19 protein-coding genes are annotated in these 22,259 nt (G+C 69.1%); 10 read left to right on the forward strand and 9 right to left on the reverse strand.

The window, feature by feature from the left end:
• The first annotated feature begins 174 nt into the window (after positions 1-174).
• Together ABN034_RS28275 and ABN034_RS28280 are read left to right on the forward strand one after the other, a co-directional pair.
• Positions 175-501 (forward strand): plasmid stabilization protein, encoded by a 327-nt coding sequence (locus ABN034_RS28275; RefSeq protein ID WP_349694027.1) that lies wholly within the window; start codon positions 175-177, stop codon positions 499-501.
• A 25-nt stretch (positions 502-526) separates the two neighbouring features.
• Entirely contained in the window at positions 527-1,135 is a 609-nt protein-coding gene (locus tag ABN034_RS28280) for an MBL fold metallo-hydrolase (RefSeq protein WP_349694028.1), read from the forward strand.
• Between the two features lie 8 nt (positions 1,136-1,143).
• On the opposite strand, the gene ku is transcribed toward ABN034_RS28280, so the two are convergent.
• Positions 1,144-2,130, reverse strand: a complete 987-nt coding sequence (gene ku / locus ABN034_RS28285) for a non-homologous end joining protein Ku (RefSeq protein WP_349694029.1) — start codon at positions 2,128-2,130, stop codon at positions 1,144-1,146.
• Between the two features lie 47 nt (positions 2,131-2,177).
• The gene (locus ABN034_RS28290) at positions 2,178-2,972 is read right to left on the reverse strand and encodes an ROK family protein (protein WP_349694030.1); all 795 of its coding nucleotides are present in this window, start codon (positions 2,970-2,972) and stop codon (positions 2,178-2,180) included.
• Between the two features lie 17 nt (positions 2,973-2,989).
• Here ABN034_RS28290 and ABN034_RS28295 point away from each other — a divergent pair, with 17 nt between their 5' ends.
• Together ABN034_RS28295 and ABN034_RS28300 are read left to right on the forward strand one after the other, a co-directional pair.
• Positions 2,990-3,247 (forward strand): ABC transporter permease subunit, encoded by a 258-nt coding sequence (locus ABN034_RS28295; RefSeq protein ID WP_349694031.1) that lies wholly within the window; start codon positions 2,990-2,992, stop codon positions 3,245-3,247.
• 121 nt (positions 3,248-3,368) lie between these two features.
• Positions 3,369-4,418 carry a zinc-binding dehydrogenase gene (locus ABN034_RS28300; RefSeq protein ID WP_349694032.1) on the forward strand — a complete coding sequence of 350 codons (1,050 nt, stop codon included), beginning with the start codon at positions 3,369-3,371 and terminating at the stop codon, positions 4,416-4,418.
• On the opposite strand, the gene ABN034_RS28305 is transcribed toward ABN034_RS28300, so the two are convergent.
• On the reverse strand, positions 4,412-5,308 hold the full coding sequence (locus tag ABN034_RS28305; protein WP_349694033.1) for an aldo/keto reductase: 897 nt from the start codon (positions 5,306-5,308) through the stop codon (positions 4,412-4,414). The two genes, ABN034_RS28300 and ABN034_RS28305, sit on opposite strands and share 7 nt — an antisense overlap.
• A 202-nt stretch (positions 5,309-5,510) precedes the next feature.
• Between ABN034_RS28305 and ABN034_RS28310 the strand changes: the two genes are divergently transcribed.
• The 3 genes from ABN034_RS28310 to ABN034_RS28320 all read left to right on the forward strand — a co-directional run bounded on the left by ABN034_RS28310 (position 5,511) and on the right by ABN034_RS28320 (position 10,999).
• Complete coding sequence (locus ABN034_RS28310) at positions 5,511-7,409, forward strand: ATP-binding cassette domain-containing protein (RefSeq protein WP_349694034.1); 1,899 nt, start codon at positions 5,511-5,513, stop codon at positions 7,407-7,409.
• Positions 7,402-9,270 carry an ABC transporter ATP-binding protein gene (locus ABN034_RS28315; RefSeq protein ID WP_349694035.1) on the forward strand — a complete coding sequence of 623 codons (1,869 nt, stop codon included), beginning with the start codon at positions 7,402-7,404 and terminating at the stop codon, positions 9,268-9,270. Before ABN034_RS28310 ends, ABN034_RS28315 begins: the two co-directional genes overlap by 8 nt.
• 115 nt (positions 9,271-9,385) lie before the next feature.
• Positions 9,386-10,999, forward strand: coding sequence for an HNH endonuclease signature motif containing protein (locus ABN034_RS28320; RefSeq protein ID WP_349694036.1), 1,614 nt, complete (start codon positions 9,386-9,388; stop codon positions 10,997-10,999).
• A gap of 103 nt (positions 11,000-11,102) precedes the next feature.
• Here ABN034_RS28320 and ABN034_RS28325 read toward each other — a convergent pair whose 3' ends face one another.
• From ABN034_RS28325 to ABN034_RS28345, 5 genes are all read right to left on the reverse strand, one after another.
• A complete protein-coding gene (locus ABN034_RS28325) occupies positions 11,103-12,836 on the reverse strand; it encodes an ABC transporter ATP-binding protein (protein ID WP_349694037.1) in 1,734 nt (577 codons plus the stop codon).
• A 75-nt stretch (positions 12,837-12,911) separates the two neighbouring features.
• On the reverse strand, positions 12,912-13,517 hold the full coding sequence (locus tag ABN034_RS28330; RefSeq protein WP_349694038.1) for an ArsR/SmtB family transcription factor: 606 nt from the start codon (positions 13,515-13,517) through the stop codon (positions 12,912-12,914).
• Between the two features lie 54 nt (positions 13,518-13,571).
• Positions 13,572-14,228 (reverse strand): GerMN domain-containing protein, encoded by a 657-nt coding sequence (locus tag ABN034_RS28335; protein WP_349694039.1) that lies wholly within the window; start codon positions 14,226-14,228, stop codon positions 13,572-13,574.
• On the reverse strand, positions 14,225-15,613 hold the full coding sequence (locus ABN034_RS28340) for a HAMP domain-containing sensor histidine kinase (protein ID WP_349694040.1): 1,389 nt from the start codon (positions 15,611-15,613) through the stop codon (positions 14,225-14,227). Before ABN034_RS28340 ends, ABN034_RS28335 begins: the two co-directional genes overlap by 4 nt.
• Positions 15,610-16,314: a response regulator gene (locus ABN034_RS28345; protein ID WP_349694041.1), complete on the reverse strand. Its 705-nt coding sequence runs from the start codon at positions 16,312-16,314 to the stop codon at positions 15,610-15,612. The genes ABN034_RS28340 and ABN034_RS28345 overlap by 4 nt, the downstream gene beginning before the upstream one ends.
• A 158-nt stretch (positions 16,315-16,472) precedes the next feature.
• Here ABN034_RS28345 and ABN034_RS28350 point away from each other — a divergent pair, with 158 nt between their 5' ends.
• Complete coding sequence (locus tag ABN034_RS28350) at positions 16,473-16,790, forward strand: STAS domain-containing protein (protein ID WP_349330579.1); 318 nt, start codon at positions 16,473-16,475, stop codon at positions 16,788-16,790.
• Positions 16,791-16,929: 139 nt separating this feature from the next.
• Here ABN034_RS28350 and ABN034_RS28355 read toward each other — a convergent pair whose 3' ends face one another.
• Positions 16,930-18,315, reverse strand: a complete 1,386-nt coding sequence (locus ABN034_RS28355; protein WP_349694042.1) for a polysaccharide pyruvyl transferase family protein — start codon at positions 18,313-18,315, stop codon at positions 16,930-16,932.
• Between the two features lie 370 nt (positions 18,316-18,685).
• Between ABN034_RS28355 and ABN034_RS28360 the strand changes: the two genes are divergently transcribed.
• Together ABN034_RS28360 and ABN034_RS28365 are read left to right on the forward strand one after the other, a co-directional pair.
• A complete protein-coding gene (locus tag ABN034_RS28360) occupies positions 18,686-20,833 on the forward strand; it encodes a VWA domain-containing protein (RefSeq protein WP_349694043.1) in 2,148 nt (715 codons plus the stop codon).
• A 76-nt stretch (positions 20,834-20,909) separates the two neighbouring features.
• Entirely contained in the window at positions 20,910-22,253 is a 1,344-nt protein-coding gene (locus tag ABN034_RS28365) for a serine/threonine-protein kinase (RefSeq protein ID WP_349694044.1), read from the forward strand.
• Positions 22,254-22,259 lie beyond the last annotated feature (6 nt).

A 22,259-nucleotide genomic window follows, 5' to 3' on the forward strand; every position in this document is an offset into this window, starting at 1 on the left:
GGCAAGTGCGCAGATCTCCTTCCGTACAACGCCGCTCGACGGCCGCGAATGCATGTTTCCGGTAGCGCCGGGTAGACCGTTCTGATAGGCAGAAAAGAGCAAGCTACGCCGTGTCGGCTCGCGGCGAGGCAGCGAAACCCCGCACGGCGAACCGCTCGTGAAGGTGGAAATGCCATGCCACAGCAACAATGGAGCAAGAAGCGCGAACGCCAGTACGAACACGTCAAGGCCAGCCAGAAGCAGCAGGGCCGGTCGGAGGGCCGCGCGAAGGAGATCGCGGCGCGCACGGTGAGCAAGGAACGCGCACGCTCCGGTGAGGCGAAGCAGCGCAGCCGCACCTCGACGAAGGACATCTCCTCTGGTCGCCGCGGCGGGCTGCGTTCCGGACGCGGCCCGGCCGGACGGACCAAGGCCCAGCTCTACGCCGACGCGAAGCGGAAGGGCGTGCGCGGTCGCTCCACCATGACCAAGGCCCAGCTCGAACGAGCCGTCAGCCGGTGAGAAAGTCGCCGCCAGCACGTCGCGGTTGCGACTGACACTGCTCGGGGTCGGCGCGATGAACTCGCCGCGCTTCGCGCCCGCCGGCCTCGTGCTGCGGTACGCCGGGCACCGGATCGTCTTCGACGGCGGAACGAGAACCCCGGCGCTACCGCGACGCATCGACGCGTGGCTCGTCACCGACGAACACGCCGAGCTTCGCTCCGTCCTTCGTCACATGGCCGCCGAACTCGGCACCGAACCCAGGGCGGCGAGCCTCGCGTACGACGACCTCGAGGTGCTCCGCCACCCGGTCGTGCACACGTCCCATCCGGCGTACGGATATCGGATCGTCACCCCCGGACTGGTGGTGGTGTGGGCGCCGGAATTCTGGGAGTTTCCGTCGTGGGCCGCAGCTGCGGACCTGATGTTCGCCGAGGCCGCTTCCTGGGACCGGCCGATCAGGTTCCGCGGCGACGTCGGGGGTCACGCCAGCGTGCGTGACGTCGGCGCTGCCGCTGCCCGCCATGGTGTACGCCGGCTCGTCTACGCCCACATCGGCCGACCCAGCATCCGGGCAATCGACCGGGGACTGCGCCCGGAGATCGGGGAGTGGGGCCACGAGGGCCGGACCTATGTCCTCCGCCCCGCCACCTGAGCAGGAGGTCAGGACGCTTTGGCGACGGCGCGTTCGAGTTGGGCGCGACTCATCTTCGACCGGCCGGCGATGTCGAGCTTGGCCGCCCGGTCATAGAGTTCCTGCTTGCTGAGGCCCGTGACGTCGGCGCTCTTGCGGGCGCGCGACTTGGCGGCGGCGCTCTTTGTCGTACCCGATGCCTTTCGGGCCTTCTCCTGTGGCCCGCGCGAACCCTTGCCCTTGGCTTCGTCGATGCTGCGTTGCAGGGCGTCCATGAGGTCGACGACCTTCTCCCTGCGGGGTCCGGGTGCCTCGACGGAGACCTCTCGACCCTTTGCCTTGTCGCGCACGATTCCCAACAGGCGTTCGCGATAGGTGTCGTGATAGCGCTCGGGATCCCACTGCGTGGTGAGCTGTTCGATGAGGTTGACCGCCGCCTTCATCTCCCGCGAGTCCTTCTTGTGCGCACGCGGCAGCTCGTCGATCACGTCCTCGGGGTCGCGTACCTCGTCGGCGAAGAGCATCGTCTCCAGGACGAGCACGCGCTTCCAGGTGCGGATGATCGCGAGATATTCCTTGCCCCGCATGATGAACGACGCAACTCCCGCGAGTCCTGTCTGTGCCATCGCGTCACGCAGCAGGCCGTACGCACCGTGCGCGCTCTTGTCCTTCGGGGCGAGGTAGTACGTCTTCTCGAAGTAGATCGGGTCGACCTCGGCGATGTCGACGAAGTCGGTGATCTCGATGTTCCTGGACCTGCCGAGATCGGCGGCACCCACCTCGTCCTTGGTGAGCGTGACGAATGTGTCGCCGGAAAGCTCATAACCCTTCACGATGTCGTCGTAGTCGACCTCGCGGTTGGTGTCCTCGGCGACCCGCTTGTAGCGGATGCGGGCATTCGTCCCCTTCTCCCGTTGGTGGAAGGCGACGTCCTTCTGCTCGGTGGCGCTCAGCAGGCCCACCGGTACGTTCACCAGTCCGAAGCTCAGGGACCCAGTCCAGATCGAGCGCGCCATACCTCTTCTCCTACCACGAGGACGGCGGCGCCATACCCACCGCGTGATCAGCGATGGTCGGACAGTTCGAGACCCCTGGTCACCGTCGCATCGAGGTTCTCGGCGCTGAACAGCTGGTCGAGCGCCATCGCCGCAGCGCCGACGACGCCGGCCCGCGAGCCGAGCCGGGCCGTGACGATCCGCAGGTCACGGGTGGCCAGGGGGACGGCCTGGCCGTGGACCGCCTCCCGGATGGCCGCGGTGAAGAAGTCGCCGCTCGCACTCATTCCGCCGCCGATCACCAGGACGGACGGATTGAGCAGGCTCACGACGGTCGCGAGCATCGTCCCGACGATCGCACCCACCTCGCGCAGCAGGCCCAGACAGGCCGTGTCACCGTGGGCGGCTGCCTGTGCGACGGTCTGCGCGGTGACGGTTTCGCCCTGCGCGACGACCTTGGCCAGCCACGGGCTGGTGCCGTCCGCGGCGTACTCCTTGGCTTTCTGGACGACCGCGGCGGCTGTCCACTGGCCGGCCGTGTCACCGGGCGGCGGGAGATCTGACTGGCGCAGGCTCATCGCGAGGTGGAGGAGGTTGCCCAGCCGCCCGGCGCATCCCTGGGCGCCGCGGTGCAGACGCCCCTCGGAGACAAGGGCAATCCCGATTCCCGTGCCCAGCTTGATGCAAACGGCGTTGTCGTTGTCCTTCGCCGCGCCTTCACGATGCTCGCCGAGCATCATGATGTTCACGTCGTTGTCGACCCAGGTGGGGGCGTCGTACCGCTCGGCCAGGCGTTCGCGGACCGGATAGTCGTCCCAGGTGGGCATGCCGGCGGGCGCGACAGCGCGTCCGGTGCCGAACACCGTTCGGAACGCTGCTGTTGCGGGCGTTCCTGGTAACGCTCCCGCAGGAGATCGACGACGCCGCCCGGATCGACGGCGCCACCGAGTGGGCGGTGATGAGCAGGGTGATCCTGCCGCTGGCGCGACCGGGCCTGCTCGTCGTGGCGCTGACCACGGGCCTCTTCGCCTGGAACGAGTTCTTCTTCGCCACCACCCTGATCGATGACGAGGCACTGAAGCCGATCTCGACCAGCCTGCTCGCTTCCAGGGCCAGTTCTCCCGCGACTGGGGACTGACCAGTGCCGGTTGTCTCTTCATGATCGGCCCGGTGCTCGTGCTTTTCCTGGTCCTGCAACGTCGATTCATCGCCGGCCTGACCGCCGGTAGCCTCAAAGCCTGACCACCGAAGGGATCACCGTGGCCACCTGTCTCGTCCTGACCGCGCCGCGCACGCTCGAGTTCGCCGTCACCGAACACCGACCTCTTCGCGACGGCGAAGTGCGGCTGCGCACCCTCGTGAGCGGCATCAGCCACGGCACGGAGCTGAACCTCTACCGTGGCACCGCACCGTTCGCCACGCGGAGCTTCGACCCGCAGCTGCGGGTCTTCGTACCCTCCGAGGAGTCCAGCCGGACGGCCAAGCTGGGCTACGACCTGGTGGGTGAGGTCGTCGAGGTCGGTCCGGGCGTCGACGGCGTCGCGGTGGGCGACATCCTCCACACCGGGCAGGCGCACCAGGAGGAGCCGATCGTCGCGCTCGACGCGCACACGGACTTCTATCCGCCCTGCAAGCTTCCCCGCACGCACGTGGAGAGAGGCCTGTTCGTCAGTCTGGCCAGCGTCGCGTTGCAGGCCGTCCACGACGCGCGGATCAAGGTGGGTGACGCCGTCGTGGTGTCTGGCGCGGGCGTGATCGGCCAGCTCGTCGCCCAGCTCGCGCGGATGAACGGCGCGGATCCGGTCGCCGTCGTCGAACCACACGCCGAACGCCGCAACCTGGCCGTGCGGCTCGGCGCGGCGGAGGCGCTGGACCCGACGGCCGGCGACCAGCCGATCGGTTACCAGGTGAAGAAGGCGCTGGGTAACCGCGGCGCCGACATCGCCATCGAGACCTCCGGCACCTATCCCGGACTGCACGGCGCGATCGCCTCGGTCGGTGTCGGCGGCACGGTCGTCGCGGCCGGCTTCTACCAGGGCGGCGCCGCCGACCTCAGGCTCGGCGAGGAGTGGCACCACAACCGGCCGAACCTCGTGTCCAGCATGGGCGTCTGGGGCTGTCCGCACCGCGACCACCCGCTCTGGAACCGGGCCCGGATCGCACGCACGGTGGTCGACCTCATCTATTCCGACCGGCTCGTGGTCGAGCCGCTGCTCACCGACCGGGTGCCGTTCCGGCAGGCACCCAAGGCCTACGAACGGCTGGACAACGATCCCGCCAGCGCACTGAAGATCGCCCTCACCTACTGAGCGCGACCAGGCTGGCCAGGCGTCACGTACTTCTCGTGGAGGGCATCCAGACCGATCCGGCCGTCGAGGTCGTCGGCGAGGGCGAGGTTGGCCCGCACGACGTCGGCGTCGCGCATGCCGACGAGCGCCACGTCGACGTACGGATTGGACAGGACGAACTGCACCAGCGCGCCCGAGTAGTCGAACGTGTTGGCCGGGTTGACCAGCTGGACCCAGCGCTGCAACGTCCCTGACGTCGTGGTGCGCATCGTCGCGATTCCCAGCCCATGCCGGTCGGCCTCGAGCATGGCGCCGAACGGACGGCTCGGTTCGTACGGATGCTGGAAGAGCAGGTTGTAGCAGACCTGGATGGTGTCGAAGGCGCCGCTTCCGATCATCCGGTAGACGGAGTCGTTGTTGTCCTCGGTGGTGAAGCCGATGTGCTTCACGAGACCCTCGCCCTTGAGCGCCAGCAGCTGCTTCGCCATGCCACCGGGCGCGAGGATCTCGTCGGTCTGTTGCGTCGTCCAGGACTCGCCGTGTAGTTGCAGCAGGTCGACGGAATCCCGCCGCAGCCGGGTGAGGCTGGCTTCGAGGGATGCCCGGACGTCGCCGCGCGCGCCGTAACCTACCTTGGTGGCGACGAAGAGCGGGTGGCCGCCACTGGCCGTCACACCCTGCAGTGCTTCGCCGAGCACCTGCTCGCTCACACCGTTGCCGTAGCCGGGTGCGGTGTCGTAGTAGTTGATCCCGCCGTCGAGGGCGATCTCGATGGCCTCGAACATCCGGGCCCGGTCGCCCGCGTCCTTCGGGTCGAACGCCGACACGTAGTTGGTCAGGCCGAGCGTGGCGCCGCCGAAGCCGATCCTGCTGACGGTCGCGCCGGTCCCACCGAAGGTGGCGTACTCCATCTGTGGCCTCCGCTCGAACAAACCGGATGCGCGGACTCGACGTCGAGGCTACGGTCTTGCCCATCGGCGTCGAAACCTGACGTCCGGTCGGCCCGCCGCGCGAAAGCTCTGTCCTCGCCGCCCGCTCAGTTCTCGAGTGGTTGCGGCGCTAGCCGCGTGTGTCCGCCGCAGGAGCACACCCTCCCCTTCACAGAGGACAACCGTGTCCCACGAAACGACCGCTTCCTTCGCCACGGCATTCCGGCTGCTCGTCGGGTTCGTCGCCCGCACGTCGCCGCCACGCTTCGCCGGGCTGCTCGCCCTCGCGACCGTCGAGGGCCTGCTCAGCCCGCTCGTGATGGCCGCCACCGGCCTCGCCGTCGCCCGCGCGCCAGCCGCGTTCGACGCTGGCGTCGGGTCGGCGCAGGCGTACGACCTCGCTCTGGCGATCCTCCTCGTCGGGGTGGCGTTCGGCGCCGGGCAACTGCTCGCACCGATCCGCGTCGCCGTCTCGACCGGCCTGGGCTCGATGGTGGCCCAGCGAATCCGCCAGTGCCTGCTCGACGCGACGCTCTCGCCGCCCGGCATCGCGCACCTGGAGGATGCGGAGACCGCGAACGAGATCCAGCGCGCCGGGGAGTACGAATGGGCCGACCTCGCGCCCCTGACCCGGATCGTGACCGAGTTCGGCTCCATGGTCTCGAAGGTGGTCACGGCGGCCGGAGCGGCGGTCCTGCTGGCCGGCTTCGCCTGGTGGGCGCCGGTCCTGCTGGTGGCCGGGGCGTTGGCGTCGCACGTGTGGATGGCCGGCAACGAGCACGCCGCCATCGAGAAGCATGAGGAGTACGCCCCGCTGGTCAGGCGGGCCAACTACTTCGCGAACCTCTCGCACGACCCGCCGGCGGCCAAGGAGGTGCGGCTCTTCGGGCTGGTGGACCTCCTGTCGTCGGAGACCCGCCACTACCGCACGGAGTTCGGCCGGCAGGTCTGGCGGGCTCGCCGGGCGAAGCTTCGGCCCGTACTCGCCACGATCGCGTCGATCGCCGTCGCCACCGGGATCGTGCTCGGCGCGTTGGCGTCCGCCGCCGTCGAGGGACGGATCGACGCGGCCGGGCTGACGGTGGTCGTCCAGGCGATCTACGCGATCGAGCTGTTGGGCAGCGGACTCTTCGCCACCTGGTGGGTACGCCAGGGTGCCGCCGCACTCCCCCACCTTCGCGCCCTGCCGGCACGGACGTCGGCGCTGAGCTTCGCCGCGGTCGGCACGGTCGCGGCCACCGGCATGCCGCGCGCGCACATCCGCCTGGCCGATGTGCGATTCCACTATCCCGGTCACGACCGGCCGGTGCTGGACGGGCTCTCACTGGAGATCCGCGCCGGCGAGTCCCTGGCGATCGTCGGCGAGAACGGTGAGGGCAAGACGACGTTGCTCAAGCTGCTCACGCGCCTCTACGACCCGGACGAGGGCGCGATCCTCGTCGACGGCCACGACCTGCGCGACCTCGACCTCGCGTCGTGGCGGTCCCAGGTGGCGGTGATCTTCCAGGACTTCGTCCGGTACGAACTGAGCGCCCGGGCCAACATCGGCTTCGGGCGCGTGGCCGCCCTCGACGACGCCGAGGCCGCCGCCCGTGCTGCGCGCCGGGCCGCGGATCGGGTCGGTGCGCACGACCTCATCACCGGGCTGCCGGCGGGGTGGGACACCGTGCTCGCGCGGCAGTACCGCGGCGGTATCGACCTGTCCGGCGGGCAGTGGCAGCGGATCGCGTTGGCCCGGGCCCTGCGAGCGGCGGAGGGTGGAGCCCGACTGCTGGTGCTCGACGAGCCGACCGCCGCGCTCGACGTCCGCGCCGAGGCCGAACTCTTCGACTTCGCTCTTCGGGGGTTCCAGGGTGTCGGCCCCCTGGGAGATCCGAGCCTCGACCTCACGACCGGGGTGACGACCCTGCTGATCACCCACCGGCTGTCGAGTGTTCGGCGGGCGGACCGGATCGCGGTGGTGGGGGGTGGGCGGGTGGTCGAGGTCGGTACGCACGACGAACTGCTGGCCGCCGGCGGTGTCTATGCCGGGATGTTTCGCCTGCAGGCACAGCGATTCGAGACGGGAGCAAGCCATGGTTGACAGCACGCGTACGCCTACGGACGAGGCCCACGTCTCTTCGTTGAACGGCGCCGACGGTGCCAAGGACCGGGACCTGCCGGGACTGCTGCGTACCCTCTGGTTCACGGTACGGATCTCGGTCCGCTCGCACCCGGCACTCGCGGCCGGCGGGATGCTGCTCATCCCCGTCGGATGGGTGACGGGAAGCCTCGGCGCCCTGTGGCTGAAGTACTTCATCGATGGGGCCATCGGCGGACAGGCCGGCACGGTCGGCCTCGCGGCGAGCCTGCTGGTGCTCACCCAGGTGCTCGGCTGGGCCGCCGGCGGGCTCGGCATGCGACTCCAGCAGACGTTCCACGAGAAGGCCGGGATCATCTTCGAGGAACGCCTGATCAGGGCGTCGGCCGGCATGAACGGTATCGAGCACCTGGAACGCCCGGACTACCTCGACAAGCTCGACCCGCTCCGCAAGGAGGCCTGGATCGTCCACTGGACGCTGGAGGCGCTGGCCGAGACGATCGGCGCGGTCGCCCAGACCGCGTTGACCGTCGTGCTGCTGCTCTCGGTTGATCCGCTGTTGCTGGTGCTGCCGCTGTTCGGCGTACCGGCCGTATGGGCCGCCCACACCGGCGCGGTGCGAGAGCGCGACGCGCAGGAAGCGACGGCCGAGTACCGCCGCCGGCAACGCCATCTCGTCACCCTGGGCTCGGAAGCCTCGCCGGGCAAGGAGATCCGCGTCTTCGGGCTCGCCGGCGAACTCCTCCGGCTGAGCCGGGAGGCCTGGCGGCGCGAGCACGGGGTCCGGGTCCGGACGGCATGGGCCGGCGCCGGCCGGATCGCCGCCACGACCCTGTTGATGGCGATCGGGTTCGCCGGCGCGCTGTTGCTGGTGGGCTACCGCGTGGTCACCGGCGCGGCGAGCGTGGGCGACCTCGCGCTGACGTTCGTTCTCGCCCAGTCGTTGAGCGGCAACCTCGGGCTGGTCGTGGGGATGGTCAGCTGGCTCGTCGACTGCCTCGGGATCGGCGCGAGGTTCGTCTGGCTGCTCGATCGCGCCGACGCCGAACGACGCACCCTCACCGCGAACCCCGTCGAGGTGCCGACGACACTGGTGGACGGGATCGCCCTGCAGGACGTGACGTTCGGCTATCCCGGCACCGGCATTGTGGTGTTCGACAAGCTGTCCCTGACGCTGCCCGCGGGCAGCGTCGTGGGCATCGTCGGCGAGAACGGTGCCGGCAAGACCACTTTGGTCAAGCTGCTCTGCGGCATGTACGTGCCGTCGAGTGGCGCCGTCCTGGTTGACGGGATCGACCTGCGCAAGCTGGACTTGACAGCGTGGCGGCAGCGCTGTGCTGGTGCGTTCCAGGACCATGCCCGGTTCGAGCTGCCACTGCGACAGGCGGTCACGATCGGGGACGTCGCGCGGTTCGACGACAGCCCCGCAGCCGCCGAAGCGCTGGCCGCCGCGAGTGCCGGCGACCTCATCCGTACACTGCCGGCCGGGCTCGACACCCAACTCGGTACCACCTGGCCGGGCGGCACCGACCTGTCAGGTGGCCAGTGGCAGAAGGTCGCGCTGGCGCGCGGACTGATGCGGCCCGATCCCCTGCTCACCGTCCTCGACGAACCCACCGCCGCGCTCGACGCGCAGACCGAGGACGCGTTGTTCGCGCGTTACACGGCTGCGGCCCGGGACCGGCGGTCCCGAGGAGGCATCACATTGCTGATCTCGCACCGGTTCTCGACCATGCGCACGGCAGATCACATCATCGTGCTCGACGCCGGCCGCGTGGTGGAGCAGGGCAGCCACGGGGAGCTCATGCACAACGCCGGCCGGTACGCCGAGCTCTACGACATCCAGGCCCGCGGCTACCGCTGACCGCCGCGACCTGTTCGCGAGGCTCGGGCGATGACCGGCGATCGGTCGGCGGATTCCTTGAAAACAAGGCATTTCCCGCTCTGTCGCTGATCACAAATCTGGTAGACTCGCTGGTATGTTCGAACACGAGCGTGTGGACTTCTCGGCGCTGGCTTCGGCTGCGCCGGGTCCTGAGCTTGCTTCGGTGTTGGCGGGGATCGATGTTGCTGCGGTGAATGGTCATGTGCGGGTTCTGGTGATGGCGGCGTGGGAGCGGCAGGTGTCGTGGTCGAACGCGCAGCTGTATGAGGCGATGGCGTATGTGGCTCGGTCTCCTGCGTGTGAGCCGGATTCGCCGCCCGAGCTGGATCGGTGTTTTGGTGAGTTCGCCTCGGCTGAGGTGGGTGCGGCGTTGTGTTTGTCGCCGGGGTCGGCTGATCGTGAACTGTCCTTCGCCTACGAGTTGACCGAACGACTCCCAGGCACTCGGGCCGCACTCGCGGCGGGGACCATCAATCTGGGCAAGGCGCGGGCGATCGTCGAGGAGACGTGCGGCCTGTCACCGGAGCTTGCGCGGGTGGCGGAGGAGTTCATCCTCGCCGCCGACGCTGGGTCGGGGATGGGTATGACTCGGGCGCAGTTGGTGCGGCGGCTCCGGCGGAAGGTGCTGGAGCTCGACCCGGGCGGTGCGGAGGAGCGTCGGCGGGAGGCGCAGCAGGGTAGGCGGATCCGGTTCGGCGCGAACCCCGACGGCACGGGCAGCATCACGGGTCAGGACCTGCCGATGGCAGGGACCGCGGCGGCGCGGGTGTTCGTCAAGACCCTCGCCAGACGGATCAAGAGCGATGGTGATGGCAGGACGTTGGCGCAGATCGAAGCCGACGTGTTCCTCGACCTGCTCCGCGGCCGCCGCCCCAACCCCGCTACGCCCGGATCCACCAACGGACCTGCCACCGGCGCCGAGACGACTGCCCCCAACCGAACCGCAGGGTCCCCCGATCACACAGGACCCTCTGATCACGCAGGACCCTCTGATCACGCAGGGCCGTCCGATCACGCAGACTCGCAGGGACCTGCCGCGGGCATCGACCTCGGCGGCCGTGCGAACGTCACCGCCGGCACGGCATGGTCAGGTCTCGACACCGGGATTGACCTGGATGACCCCGGTGATGGCGGGCAGCGTGTCGAGACAGGTGATGAGCACCTGGTGGCCAAGGTCGAACTCATCGCCGACCTCGAAACCTGGCTCCGCCTCGGCGAGAAGACAGGCGAACTCGCCGGCCTCGGCGCCATCACCCCGGCGGTGATCGACGACATCAAGACCGCCGCAGCCGGCGGGTTCGAGTACTGCCGCACCGTCACCCTCGACGGCAGAACCGTCTACCACCAGGCCAGCAGCCGCCGCTACAAACCCACCGCCGCCCAACGGCGGCTGATCCAGGCGATGCACCGCACCTGCGCCCAACCCGGCTGTTCCAGACCAGTCACCCTGTGCGACCTGGACCATACGGTCGAACACCGACTGAGCGGCCCCTCCTGCGCCTGCAACCTCGCACCCCTGTGCCGACGGCACCACCGGGCGAAACACGAAGCCGGCTGGTGGTGGACCCAGAACCGGCCAGGCGAGCTCACCGCCCAGAGTCCACTCGGCCACACCTACACCATCCGACCCGAACCACCACCCGGCGCTGAACCACCCAGCCCTGCACCACCCAGCGCTGACGCCGAACCCGCCATGGCTCCCTTCTAACGCAACCGGGCGTGACGGCGTGCGTTCCGAGACGTGGGGGCGCTCGCCGCCAAGCGTTGGAGGTCCGTCGCCTTCTATCCCGACAGACCTCCAACAGGTCGGGTTACGCGTCGGCGTACGCGCTCGCCTGGAGCCGGTACATGCGGGCGTAGTGCCCGTCGAGTGCCATCAGCTCGTCGTGCGGGCCCTGCTCGACCAGTCGGCCCTGGTCGAGGACGAGGATGCGGTCGGCAGTGCGTACCGTCGAGAACCGGTGCGAGATCAGGACGATCGTACGACCAGCGCGAAGGTCCTGGATGGTCTGGAAGAGTGCCGCCTCGGCCTCGGCGTCGAGGGAGGCGGTCGGTTCGTCGAGCACAATGAACGCCGCCTGCCGGAAGAGCACCCGCGCGATCGCCACGCGCTGCCACTGGCCAACGGACAGGTCGGCACCGCCTTCGACTTCGACGCCGAGCGGGGTGTCAAAGCCGTTGGGTAGTTTTGTGAGGAACTCCTCGGCGCCCGCCTGTCTGGCAGCCCGCTCGATCGCCGCGCGCTCGCCCACCCGGTCGACGTCGCCGAGGCCGATGTTGTCGGCGGCAGAGAACCAGTACCGGCCGAAGTCCTGGAACACCACACCGACCGACGACAACCCGCCGTCGCGGGTCAGTTCCGCCAGCGGTCGGCCGTCCCACCGCACCACGCCGCCCGTCGGTTCGTACAGGCCGCACAGCAGTTTGGCGAGCGTGGTCTTGCCGGACCCGTTGTGCCCGACGATCGCGACGACCTCGCCGGTGGCGATATCGAATTTCACGCCATCGAGGGCCACGTTGGGGGCGGACGGATAGCTGAAGGAGACGTCCTCGACGGTCAGCTTGGTGAATGGCTCCACCTCAGCCGACCGCTCCGGTTGCGTCCGCTGGGCCCAGTCGCGCAGCTGGACGAACTCCTCGAGAAGGAGCCCGTGTTCCATGGTCTGGGCGAGACTCGTTGCTGCCTGCTGTGATCGGTTGGCGAGCAGGAGCACGGCGACGCAGGCGGTGGCCGCCGATCCGAGGCTGAGGTCGCCGCGGCGCACGAAGTACAGGACCACGAGAATGACCCCGCCGAGCACGATCGAGCCGACGAGACTTCCCAGCGCCGAGCGGCGGATGAACCGGCGCACCAGTGCGGCGATGCCGTCGATCCGCTCGTCGTACAGCTTCGACCACCGCATGTGGAGGTACGGCGCCAGTCGGAAGGCCCGCACTTCGGGTGCTGACTGGCGATCGTTGGTGATCCGCTGGATATGGAAGCGTGCGCGGTCATTGGGAGTGTCACCGAAGCTGAAGGAGTACATCTCCTCGCTGTTGGACCTGCCGGCCAGCCACAGCGGAAGGCTGGCCAACAGGGTGATCGGCACCAGCCACGGACTCACGACGGCGAGACCAACCGCGAGACCGACGCATCCGACGACCGCGCCGAGGAGTTGGGGTACCGCCATCGCGAGAGGGAGCGCGCGTTGGGTGCCGTTGCGCGCACGCTCCAGCCTGTCGTGGAACGTGGGTGAGTCGAACTCTCGCAGCGGTACCTGCCCCGTGAGTCGCAGTACGACCTCGTCGCAGTACCGGATAGTCCGCTCGGCGAGCAGGCGGTGCATGCCCGCCCCTGCCGCCCCCGCGAAGGAGACGGCTCCGGCAACCCCGATTGCGGCCGCAACCAGCCACCAGATCCGGGACGACACGCTCGAGCCCGCGCCGTCAGCGATCAGCTCGTGCAGCAGGACGTTGCCGATCAGGACCAAACCGGCTACGCCGAGACCTGAGACCGCGAACAGACCGACGACAGCGAGGAACGACACACGATCCGCCGCCGACACGATGGAGATGGCGCGCAACAGGGACGTGCCGCGAGCGGTGCGGGGTTGCCGCAACCCCACCCGCCGGCCTCGGCATCATCTGGCGCTCCGACGGCGAGCGCCAGCGTCCGGAGCGTCGGTCCGGAAACCCCACACGGCGATCGTCACGGGCTTGGCACTCCCCGGAACATCGCCCGCCGGGCGCTTGAACGGCTCGAGGATCTCCCCGATCTGCCGGCTCACCTTCTTCAGCTCCTCGACCGTCATCCGGGTCTGGAACTCCATCTCGAAGCCGACCTTCTGCCAGGGCTTGGAATAGCTGGACCGCTCCACCACCCAGCGCTCGATTCGGCGGAGCAGGTTCGCTCGCCTGGCCCTCGCCATCGCGACCGCTGCGCGTCGCGCCTCGCCGTCCAACTCTTCCTCACGAACCAGCAATCCGCCTCTGACCTCACGCCACGGTCTGCTCCGCCCTTTGCCTCGCTCGGCCTCCTCGACGAACCCGTACTTCGCCAACGTACGCAGGTGAAACGAGGTATTCGCGGGGCTCTCGCCGATCCGCTCGCCGAGCTCCGTTGCCGTCAACGGCCCCTCCTCGCCCAGGATCTCCAACACCTGGAGCCGGACCGGATGGGCCATCGCGCGCATCGCCTTCGGGTCCCGCAGCTCGCGGACGCCCGGATCGATATCGTCGGAAGACATGTTTCGAAAGTACTGTTTCGAAACACTTGTTGTCAACGAGAGGATCGCCCTGCGTCAGTTGCCGGCGGGAGGGGTGGGACGGTCCCGCAGCACCTGGTAGTCGACTCCGGCAAGCGGTCTCGTCGTGAGTGAGCCGTCCACCAGCGGGACCTCGACCGGCTGGTGGTCGCGGGTGAGCTGGACCCGCTCGACGCCGGGAAGCGAGGTCAGCGACAGCACGACCTGTCCGATGGTGAGCGGGCTCTCGGCGGCAGTCAGCCCAGCAGAGTCGCCGGCGAGGTCGATGGTGACCTGCCCGCCCTCGAAGGACGCGACGGCGAGCCGCAGGCCTGGTGGGATGGCGGAGCTGAGGCCACGGGCCTGTTCCGGCGCGGCGGGTCCGGAGGTCAGCGCCTCGACCACCACGTCCACCCGGTCCGGCAACGGCCCCGGTCGGACCTTACGTTTCACTCCGACGAGGGTCTTGCCTTCGACGAAGTAGACCGCCACGCTCGTGTGGAAGAACGGGTCGGCACTCGTGTCCGAACCCGGCAGCGGAGTGGCGCCCGCCTCTGCCGCCCCCGACCGGTTGCTCAGCAGGCCGAACGGCACCGTGGTCGGTTCGATGAGTGTCGGCCGGTCCTGACTCGGCACCCCACACCCGCCGAGCAGCGCCGACGCGGCGGCGAGGACGGCACCCGCCAGGAGCAGGCCCACCCTTCGCCGGCTCATGGCTGCACCCGAGGCAGCGAGACGGCGAAGCGTGCGCCGCCCTCCGGCCGACCCGTGCACCAGACCGCTCCCCCGTGGGCGGCCACCGTCTCACGCGCCAACGCGAGACCGAGCCCCGTGCCCGACGAGGACCGCCGTGCCGTCCGCCCGGTCGCGAAGCGTTCGAAGATGCGTTCCCGGTCTTCTCGTCGTACGCCCGGACCGTCGTCGTCGACCAACACCAGAACGCGGTCGTCGGCCTCGGTGTCGGCGAGGAGCCGGACCCGCACGAGCCGGTGCCCGTGGATCTCGGCGTTGTCGAAGAGGTTGCCGAACATCCGCTCCAGCATCAGCTTGTCACCGTTCACCTTCGCATCCGACTCGACGACGAGCAGGTCAGGCGAGCGGCCCGACCGGCGGAGCGTATGGCCCAGCAGGTCCGCGAGCGGTAACGGCTCGATCGCCCGCGGGTCGAGACCGGCGTCCATCCGCGCGAGCTCCAGCAGGTTGTCGAGCAGGTTGCGGAACCGCTCCAGTTCTCCGGTCACGAGATCCAACGCCTGCCGGGACCGCTGCGGCAGTTCGTCCCGCCTGGTGTTGAGGACCTCCACGCTCGCCACCAGCGTGGTGAGCGGCGACCGCAGCTCGTGGCTGACGTCGGCGGCCAGCCGGGCGTCGCGCTGGATCCGCTGCTGCAACGTGTCGACCATGCTGTTGAACGAACCGACGATGGTCGCGAGGTCGGGGTCCCTCGTGGCCGCCAGACGGGTGTCGAGTTGCCCGCCCGCGATCTGCGCCGCCGTACTGGCCACTTCGTTCAACGGTCGCAGGACCGACCGGCTCGCCCACACGCCGAGCCCGCCACCAGCCGCGGCCGCCACCAACGCGCCGCCCAGCAGGACCGTGCCGAGGATGCGGAGGGTCTCCTGCAGTTCGGTAAGCGGCACGACCTCGTAGAAGTACGCACCGACCGCGCGTAGCGGCACCCCGACGACGAGGACGGGTTCGCCACCCAGCCGGGTCCGCATCGACGCGGGCCGCCCGGACTCCACCTCGGCGCGCAGCGCGAACGGCAGTGACTCGCGTCCGGCCTCCAACGAGGAGGAGTACCACCGCCCACCGCGGCTCACGACGATGGTGGCGTCGGCCGAGGGCGTACTCGCGGTGAGGACCGTGGGCATGTCAGCTCCGGCGGTTTCCAGCCGGCCGCGGAGGAAGTTGGCATCGATGTACACCTGCCGCACGACGGCCTGCTCACGCTGGGTGAGCAGATAGCTCTGCGTCAGACCGTAGGTCAGGACGGCGAAGATGGCGGACACGAGCAGCGCGCCCACACCGAAGGCGAGAACCACCCGACCACGCAGCCCGCGCGCCCGCACCACCCGGCCCATGCCGGTCGCGCTCATGCTGGGTCCAGCCGATAGCCCAGCCCCCGGACGGTGACGACGAGCCGCGGGGTCGCCGGGTCGCGTTCGATCTTCGTCCGCAGCCGGCGGATGTGGACGTCGACGATGCGTTGGTCGCCGAAGAAGCCGTGCTGCCAGACCGACTCCAGCAGCACCTGCCGGCTGAGCACCCGCCCGGGCGGAGTGGCGAGCTCACTCAGCAGCCGGAACTCGGTGAGCGTGAGGTGCAGGTCCTGCCCAGCCCGCCGCAGTGTCCCCCGGGCCGGTGAGAGCACCAGCCTGGCGTCAGGATCGGAGTCGAGCACGATGTCGGCCGGCGCCTCCGCATCACTCGGCCCCCTGAGCCGCCTGCGCAGGGCCCGGAGCCGGGCCGTGATCTCCTTGATCTGGAAGGGTTTCGTGACGTAGTCATCGGCTCCCGCTTCCAGACCGGCGACGATGTCGTGGGTGTCGACCCGGGCGCTGACGATGATGATGGGCACGTCGCTTGACCGCCGGATCTCCCTGATGCAGGTGAAACCGTCCATGTCGCCGAGCATCAGATCGACGATGATCAGATCGGGAGATGTGGCCGAGAGGGAGCGCAGGGCCTCCTCCGCCGCCACCGCTTCGGTGACCGCGTAGCCCTCGTCTTCCAGGGCCAGCCGGAGGACGGACCTGATCCGGTCGTCGTCCTCCACCACAAGCACCCGCGTCGGCATGGGCCCATGCTGCCAAAGGTTGTGCGGCGACGCGTTCCAGGTCACGCCCGGAGGACTTCGTCACGTAATCGCAAAGTAACCGGCCGAGCGGCCTCAAAGCCATGGTGACAACGTGGGCCCATACTCGGGGAATCTCGAAACCAACTCGGGAGTTGGCCATGGGGGCAACCGGAAAGTCTCTCGTCCACAGCGAGGCCGAAGTCATCCTGACCGAGGCGTTGGTCGCCAACGGCATGGCCGAGTTGCGGTGGGAGCTCCGAGATCTCGTTCTCGCCGGCGTACGCAATCTCATCGTCGACGTGTCCCGGATCGACCGCCTGTCCTCGACCACGCTGGCCGCACTGCTCGGCACCCACCGAGCCTGCAGGGCCCGGGGCGGCGGCGTCATCATCCGCAACCCCAACGCGAAGGCGCTCGACCTGCTCCGGCGTACCGGCCTGCACCGGGTCTTCCTCGTGGATCCGCCCCTTCGCTGACCGCGCAGAGGGCGCACGCAGTCGACGAGCGGGCAGGGCAAGCGACACGCGTGCGCTGGCGGGGGGCGGGGTCGCCGTCCGGGCACACCCGCGGGGAGCGCCCGGACGGCGCCTGCGCGGCGTCCGTGCTGTCCCCCGCTTATGCGGCGCGCGCGGTGGCCTTGGCGCCGAGCGAACGACGGATGGCCCGCACGATCTTGCCCGCCTTCTGGGTCAGCCGGTAGGTGCGCGAGGAGCGGATCGCCATCAGCTCCTTGCGGGCACGCTTGAGTTCCTCCGTACGACTGGCGAGGAGCGCCGCCTGGGTGTGCCGCCTGGCGTCGCGGCGCCGCTCCTTGTCCTCGGCGGTCTGCGTCGCCGCCAGGGTCGTGACCTGCTCGGCGAAGTTCGTGAGGTTGTCGTGGGCGAGCCGGGAGAGCTCCCGCGACCGGGCGAGGACCTCGGGACGGTCGGCGGCCTCCAGCGCCTGCCCGACGGCCACGTCGAGCCCGCCCAGGGACACGTCGAAGGGCATGTCGGGGTCCCAGGCTCGCGCGTACCGGGTCGGTTTGGTCCGCGACAGCGTCACCCGCGGGATGCCGTAGGCACAGGCGATGATCCGCACGTGCAGGGACGTGCCGATCACGACCCGCGCCTCGCGCATGCGGTCGCACAGGTCGAACGGGCGCCGGTCGGCGACGATCTCCATGTCGACACCGGGATCGATCCGCTTGGCGTGTGTGATGACCTTCTCGAAGTCGGCCACCGAGTCGTGGCCGTTGGCGGTGCCGGCCATCAGGAGCCGGATCCGCAGGCCCTTGAGGTGTTCGCTGGCGACGAGCGCCGCCGCGACGTTGGCGTGGCCCAGCTTGGTGAGGATGGACGTCGACGCCTGGAAGATCGCCACATCCGAGTCGGGATTGCGTTCGGCGGGTCGCAGGACACTGATCGCGTGCACGGCGTCGGGAACCTGGCGGTGCTCGATCCCCAACTCGGTGAGATAGACGCTCGACTCCTTGTCCCTCACGGAGACCAGGGTTGCCGCGCGCAGCAGGGCGATGAGCTCTTCCCGGCGGTAGCGCTCGGCGCCCCGGATCCCGGACACACCGACCGAGTTGAGCACCGAGATGGCCCCCGCGTTGAGCGGGTAGGAGGCCAGCGATGGGATGTACGGCGATGCGATGTGGACCTTGCCCGCCGCCTCGCGCACCATCTCGTCGCGCCTGGCCGGCGAACTGCGCCGGTACTCACGGTAGAGCTCAGGGCCGGCCGACATCCGAAACGCGCTCCTGAGGTCGGTGCCGCCCACCTGTCCTCCGACGGTCCAGACCGCGTCGAACTCCTCGTCCAGCAGCAGCGGGCTGTAGGCCTCGACCTTGCGGTCCAGCAACGCGGTCATGTCGGCGCTGAACGGGGCGGACGAGACCACCTGCGCGTTCGGCAGATACTTCTCGGTCACCAGGAGAAACAGCAGGTCACCGAAGTTGTCTCGTTCGTACGCACCCACCATCAGCACCCGGGGACCGTGCGTCGTGCCAGTGCTCACTGCGCTCCTTTGGGTCGAACTGGACGGTATGGGCGATATATCAGACTAGGTAGGTAGGATTTGGAGAGTAGCAGTCTGGCCTGCTGGCAGATCGAGCGCCTGTGTCCACACCACTCGCCCCCCGTCCGGCGTCCGGCGTCCGGCAGTCGCGTCATGATGATGACGGGCCACAAGCCAACCGGCAACCCATGATCAGGACCTGCATTCTCATGACGGATGAACTGGCACCGAAGTTGCCGGGGCTGGGCGACAACTTCGAAGCGTGCGCGGGCTGTCTCTCTGCGTACGCACGCTCGGCAATCGTCGGGATCGCACCGGCCTACAGGCGCGCCACAGTGGAAATACAGCGGCCGGGTTCACGATGGCGGCCATGTTGGGCAGAGCTGCGTGCCGTCACCTTCTCCACGTTTCCACCGTCCTCGCCGCGGCGTCCCTTGCGGCGGGACTGCTCGTCGCGCCCGCTCTCGCGGCACCGCCCACCACGCTGCCCACGCTCGCGGCACCGGCCTCCGCGCTCGACGAAGGCGAGGCAAGCGAGGGCTCGCTGCTGTTGGTGCTCGACTCGTCGGGGTCGATGAAGGAGCCCGACCAGTCCGGTACCAGCAAGATCAGCGCGGCCAAGCAGGCGTTGAACACCGTGGTGGACAAGCTCCCGGGGGACGCCGTGGTGGGGCTGCGCGTGTACGGCGCCACCGTCTTCGAGAAGTCGGACCCGGGTGCGTGCACGGACTCCCAGCTGGTCGTGCCGATCGGACCGGCGGACAAGCCGGCGCTGAAGACTGCCATCGCCAAGTACAAGCCGTACGGAGAGACACCGATCGCGCACAGCCTCGAGCAGGCGGCCAAGGACCTCGGTACCGAGGGCAAGCGCACGATCCTGCTCGTCTCCGACGGTGAGGAGACCTGCACCCCCGACCCTTGCCTGGTCGCGCGAGACATCCACGCCAAGGGAATCGACCTCAAGATCGACGTGGTCGGCCTGCATGTCGGCGCCGCCGCGAAGCGCCAGCTGTCCTGCATCGCCGACGCCGGCGGCGGGACCTACTACGACGCGGACGACGCCGGCGACCTCGCCGCAAGCCTTGACCAGTCGGCACTTCGTGCGTTCACCGACTTCGCGGTCTCCGGTACGCCGGTCAAGGGCGGACTCCAACCCGGCGAGGCACCGGAGATCGGCGCCGGCCAGTACACCGACACGCTTGCCTCGCCGACCCAGCAGGACGGCCGGGTCAAGTACTACATGCTGACACGCACTCCCGGCTCCACCCTGCACGCCGCCGTCACCAGTCGGCCGGAGAAGCGCAGTGGCTCGGCGGCCTCGTCGGACGAGCTGACGCTCGAGCTGCTCACCCCGGCCGGGGACGAGGAATGCACCTGGGGGAACGGCGCCGCGTTCGAGTGGAGCTCGACCAGGGACTTCCTCAACGCCTCGGTGTTCCAGGGGCCGAACGGCAACAGTTCCGCCTCGACGTACGTCCCCGACGAGTGCAAGACGTCCGACCGCCTGCTCCTGAAGGTCGAACGCAGCGAGGAGGACGGTGCGGCCAGCGGGTCCGAAGATCCGATGGAACTCGTCGTGATCGAGGAACCACCGCTCGACGGTGGCGTCGAGCAGTTGCCGGAGCAGGTCGAGGAGGCGGACATCGACTTCGGAGCGCTTCCCGCCGGCCAGAGCCAGGGCAAGGCAGACGGCGGCGGTGGCTTCGCCGACGCGACAAGCCTCACGCCAGGGCACTGGACGGGCACGCTGCAGCCTGGCGAGCAGCTCTTCTACCGGGTCCGCGCCGACTGGGGGCAGTCCGTCGCGGTGACCTTCCGGCTCCCTGCGAACCCGGCACTGGACAGCCAACTCGGCCAACTCGGCGAGAAGGTGGAGATCCGTGCGTACGGACCCGACCGCGCCGAGTTCTTCCTGCCCGGAGGCTCCGCGAAGAACTTCACCGGTACGACGAGGACCTACTCGCAGAACCAGGTCTTCCATGCGACGTTGCCGGAGGTCCGGTACCGCAACCGGGAGGACGGTGGCGGCGACACCATCCAGGCAGCCTCGCTCGCGGGCCACTACTACGTCGCGATCCAACAGAACGCCGACGACGAAGGACGGAAGTACCAGGAGCCCATCGACATCGCGGTGGCGGTCAAGGGCGAGGTATCCGGGGAGCCGACCTACCTGGAGCCCGACCCGGAACCGGAGGCGGCGAAAACTGAGGAGAAGGCTGGTGAGGCTCCGGCTGGATCGTCGGGGGCGTCGGGATCGTCGGGAGAAGGAGACGCATCTGAGCCTTCGGCCGCCGACGGCTCGGGCTCGTTGATGCCCGTCGCCGTGGCGGGGGGCAGTGGTGCGGTGGTCCTCCTCGGCGTCATCCTGGCGGTGTTCCTGCTCCGCCGTCCCCGCAGCACGCCAGCAGGGGTACCGGGGCAGAACCCCCCATGGCCACCGCCGCAGCCGCCGAGACAGCCATCGCAACAGCCGAATCAGGGTCCGCCGCAGAACCCGCCGCCGGCCCCGCCTCGATAACACGCAACGCTCGTCGTCCACGATCCCTTACGGGGCTACCTTGAGCGTTTGCCTCTGACGTGGGAGATGGGACCCGGTGCTCGCAGGACGTTACGAACTCGTCGACATTCTCGGCGAGGGCGGCATGGGCGCGGTCTGGCGCACCTGGGACCATCGCGAACACCGCTATGTCGCGGCGAAGGTCCTGCAGCAGTTCAACGCGGGATCGCTGTTGCGGTTCGTCCGGGAGCAGAGTTTCCGGATCAGCCATCCGCATGTGATCACGCCACTCGGCTGGGCCGGCGAGGACGAGCGGGTCCTCTTCACGATGCAGATGGTCCACGGCGGTTCGGTCGCATCGCTTCAGCGCAACGCGGGACTGCTGCCGCCGCAGTGGGCCGCTCTGCTGCTCGACCAACTGCTCGACGGATTGGCTGCCGTCCATGCGGCCGGTCTCGTCCACCGCGACGTCAAGCCCGCCAACCTGCTCCTCGAGGCGACCGGGCGCACGCGTCCGCACGTGTTCCTCAGCGACTTCGGGGTGGCTGTCCCGCTCGACGAGCCACGCATGACGCGTACCTCGCAGGTCTTCGGAACACCTGGATATCTGGCTCCCGAACAGGTCCGAGGCGCCGACCCCGAACCACGCCACGACCTCTATTCCGCTGGCGTCGTCACCGTCGAGATGCTGACCGGCGTCCGACCCGATCCCGACGTCGGCGTGGGTACGCATCGCCCTGACCATGTGCCCCCTCCGCTCTGGGACTACCTGCGCAGGCTCGCCGCCTGGAATGCTGGCGACCGTCCCGACTCCGCTGCGCACGCCCGCTCGGAGCTGGCGGCGACAGGTTTGTTGCCGGATCCCGCCGCGGTCACGAGTGACCCGGCGGGCGTGGTCGACATCGCCGACGTGATCCCGCCGCTGCCACCAGGATGGGGGTTGAGTGGACCTTCGGCCGCCGACTTCGTACGCCGGTCGGCACCGCACCCTCCCTCCGTCAAGCCAGCCTTGACAAGACCGACGACGCCTCGCGACCCACGCCCGGCCAGGCCTCCTGCCCCGAGCGGGCGGCATTGGCGGCAGATTCTGGTGGGCACCGCCGTCGTCGCCGCGCTCGGCATGTCGGCCTACGTCGCGCAGGCGGCACTGCGCGGAGAGCAGCCCACCGGCCCAGGAACACACACGCCTCGTACGCAGGCGCCCGAAACCTCGTCCTCGTCTCCGTCCCCCTCCCCATCTCCGTCTCCCTCCCCATCTCCGTCCGCGTCCGGGGAGCGGTCGCCAGGAACGTCGCCTCCCACCGGCGGCGTGGGTAGTGACGCCCGACCAGGCGAGCCTTGTACGTACATCGAGGTGGGCTTGATCGAAACGACCAGGAACGGGGAGAAGGTCACCTGCGTCCACCGGGAGAACGCCTACTACTGGAAACGCACGTCCTGACCCCCA

It is taken from the genome of Actinopolymorpha sp. B11F2 (assembly GCF_040195635.1).
In the GTDB taxonomy this organism is placed as follows: domain Bacteria; phylum Actinomycetota; class Actinomycetes; order Propionibacteriales; family Actinopolymorphaceae; genus Thermasporomyces.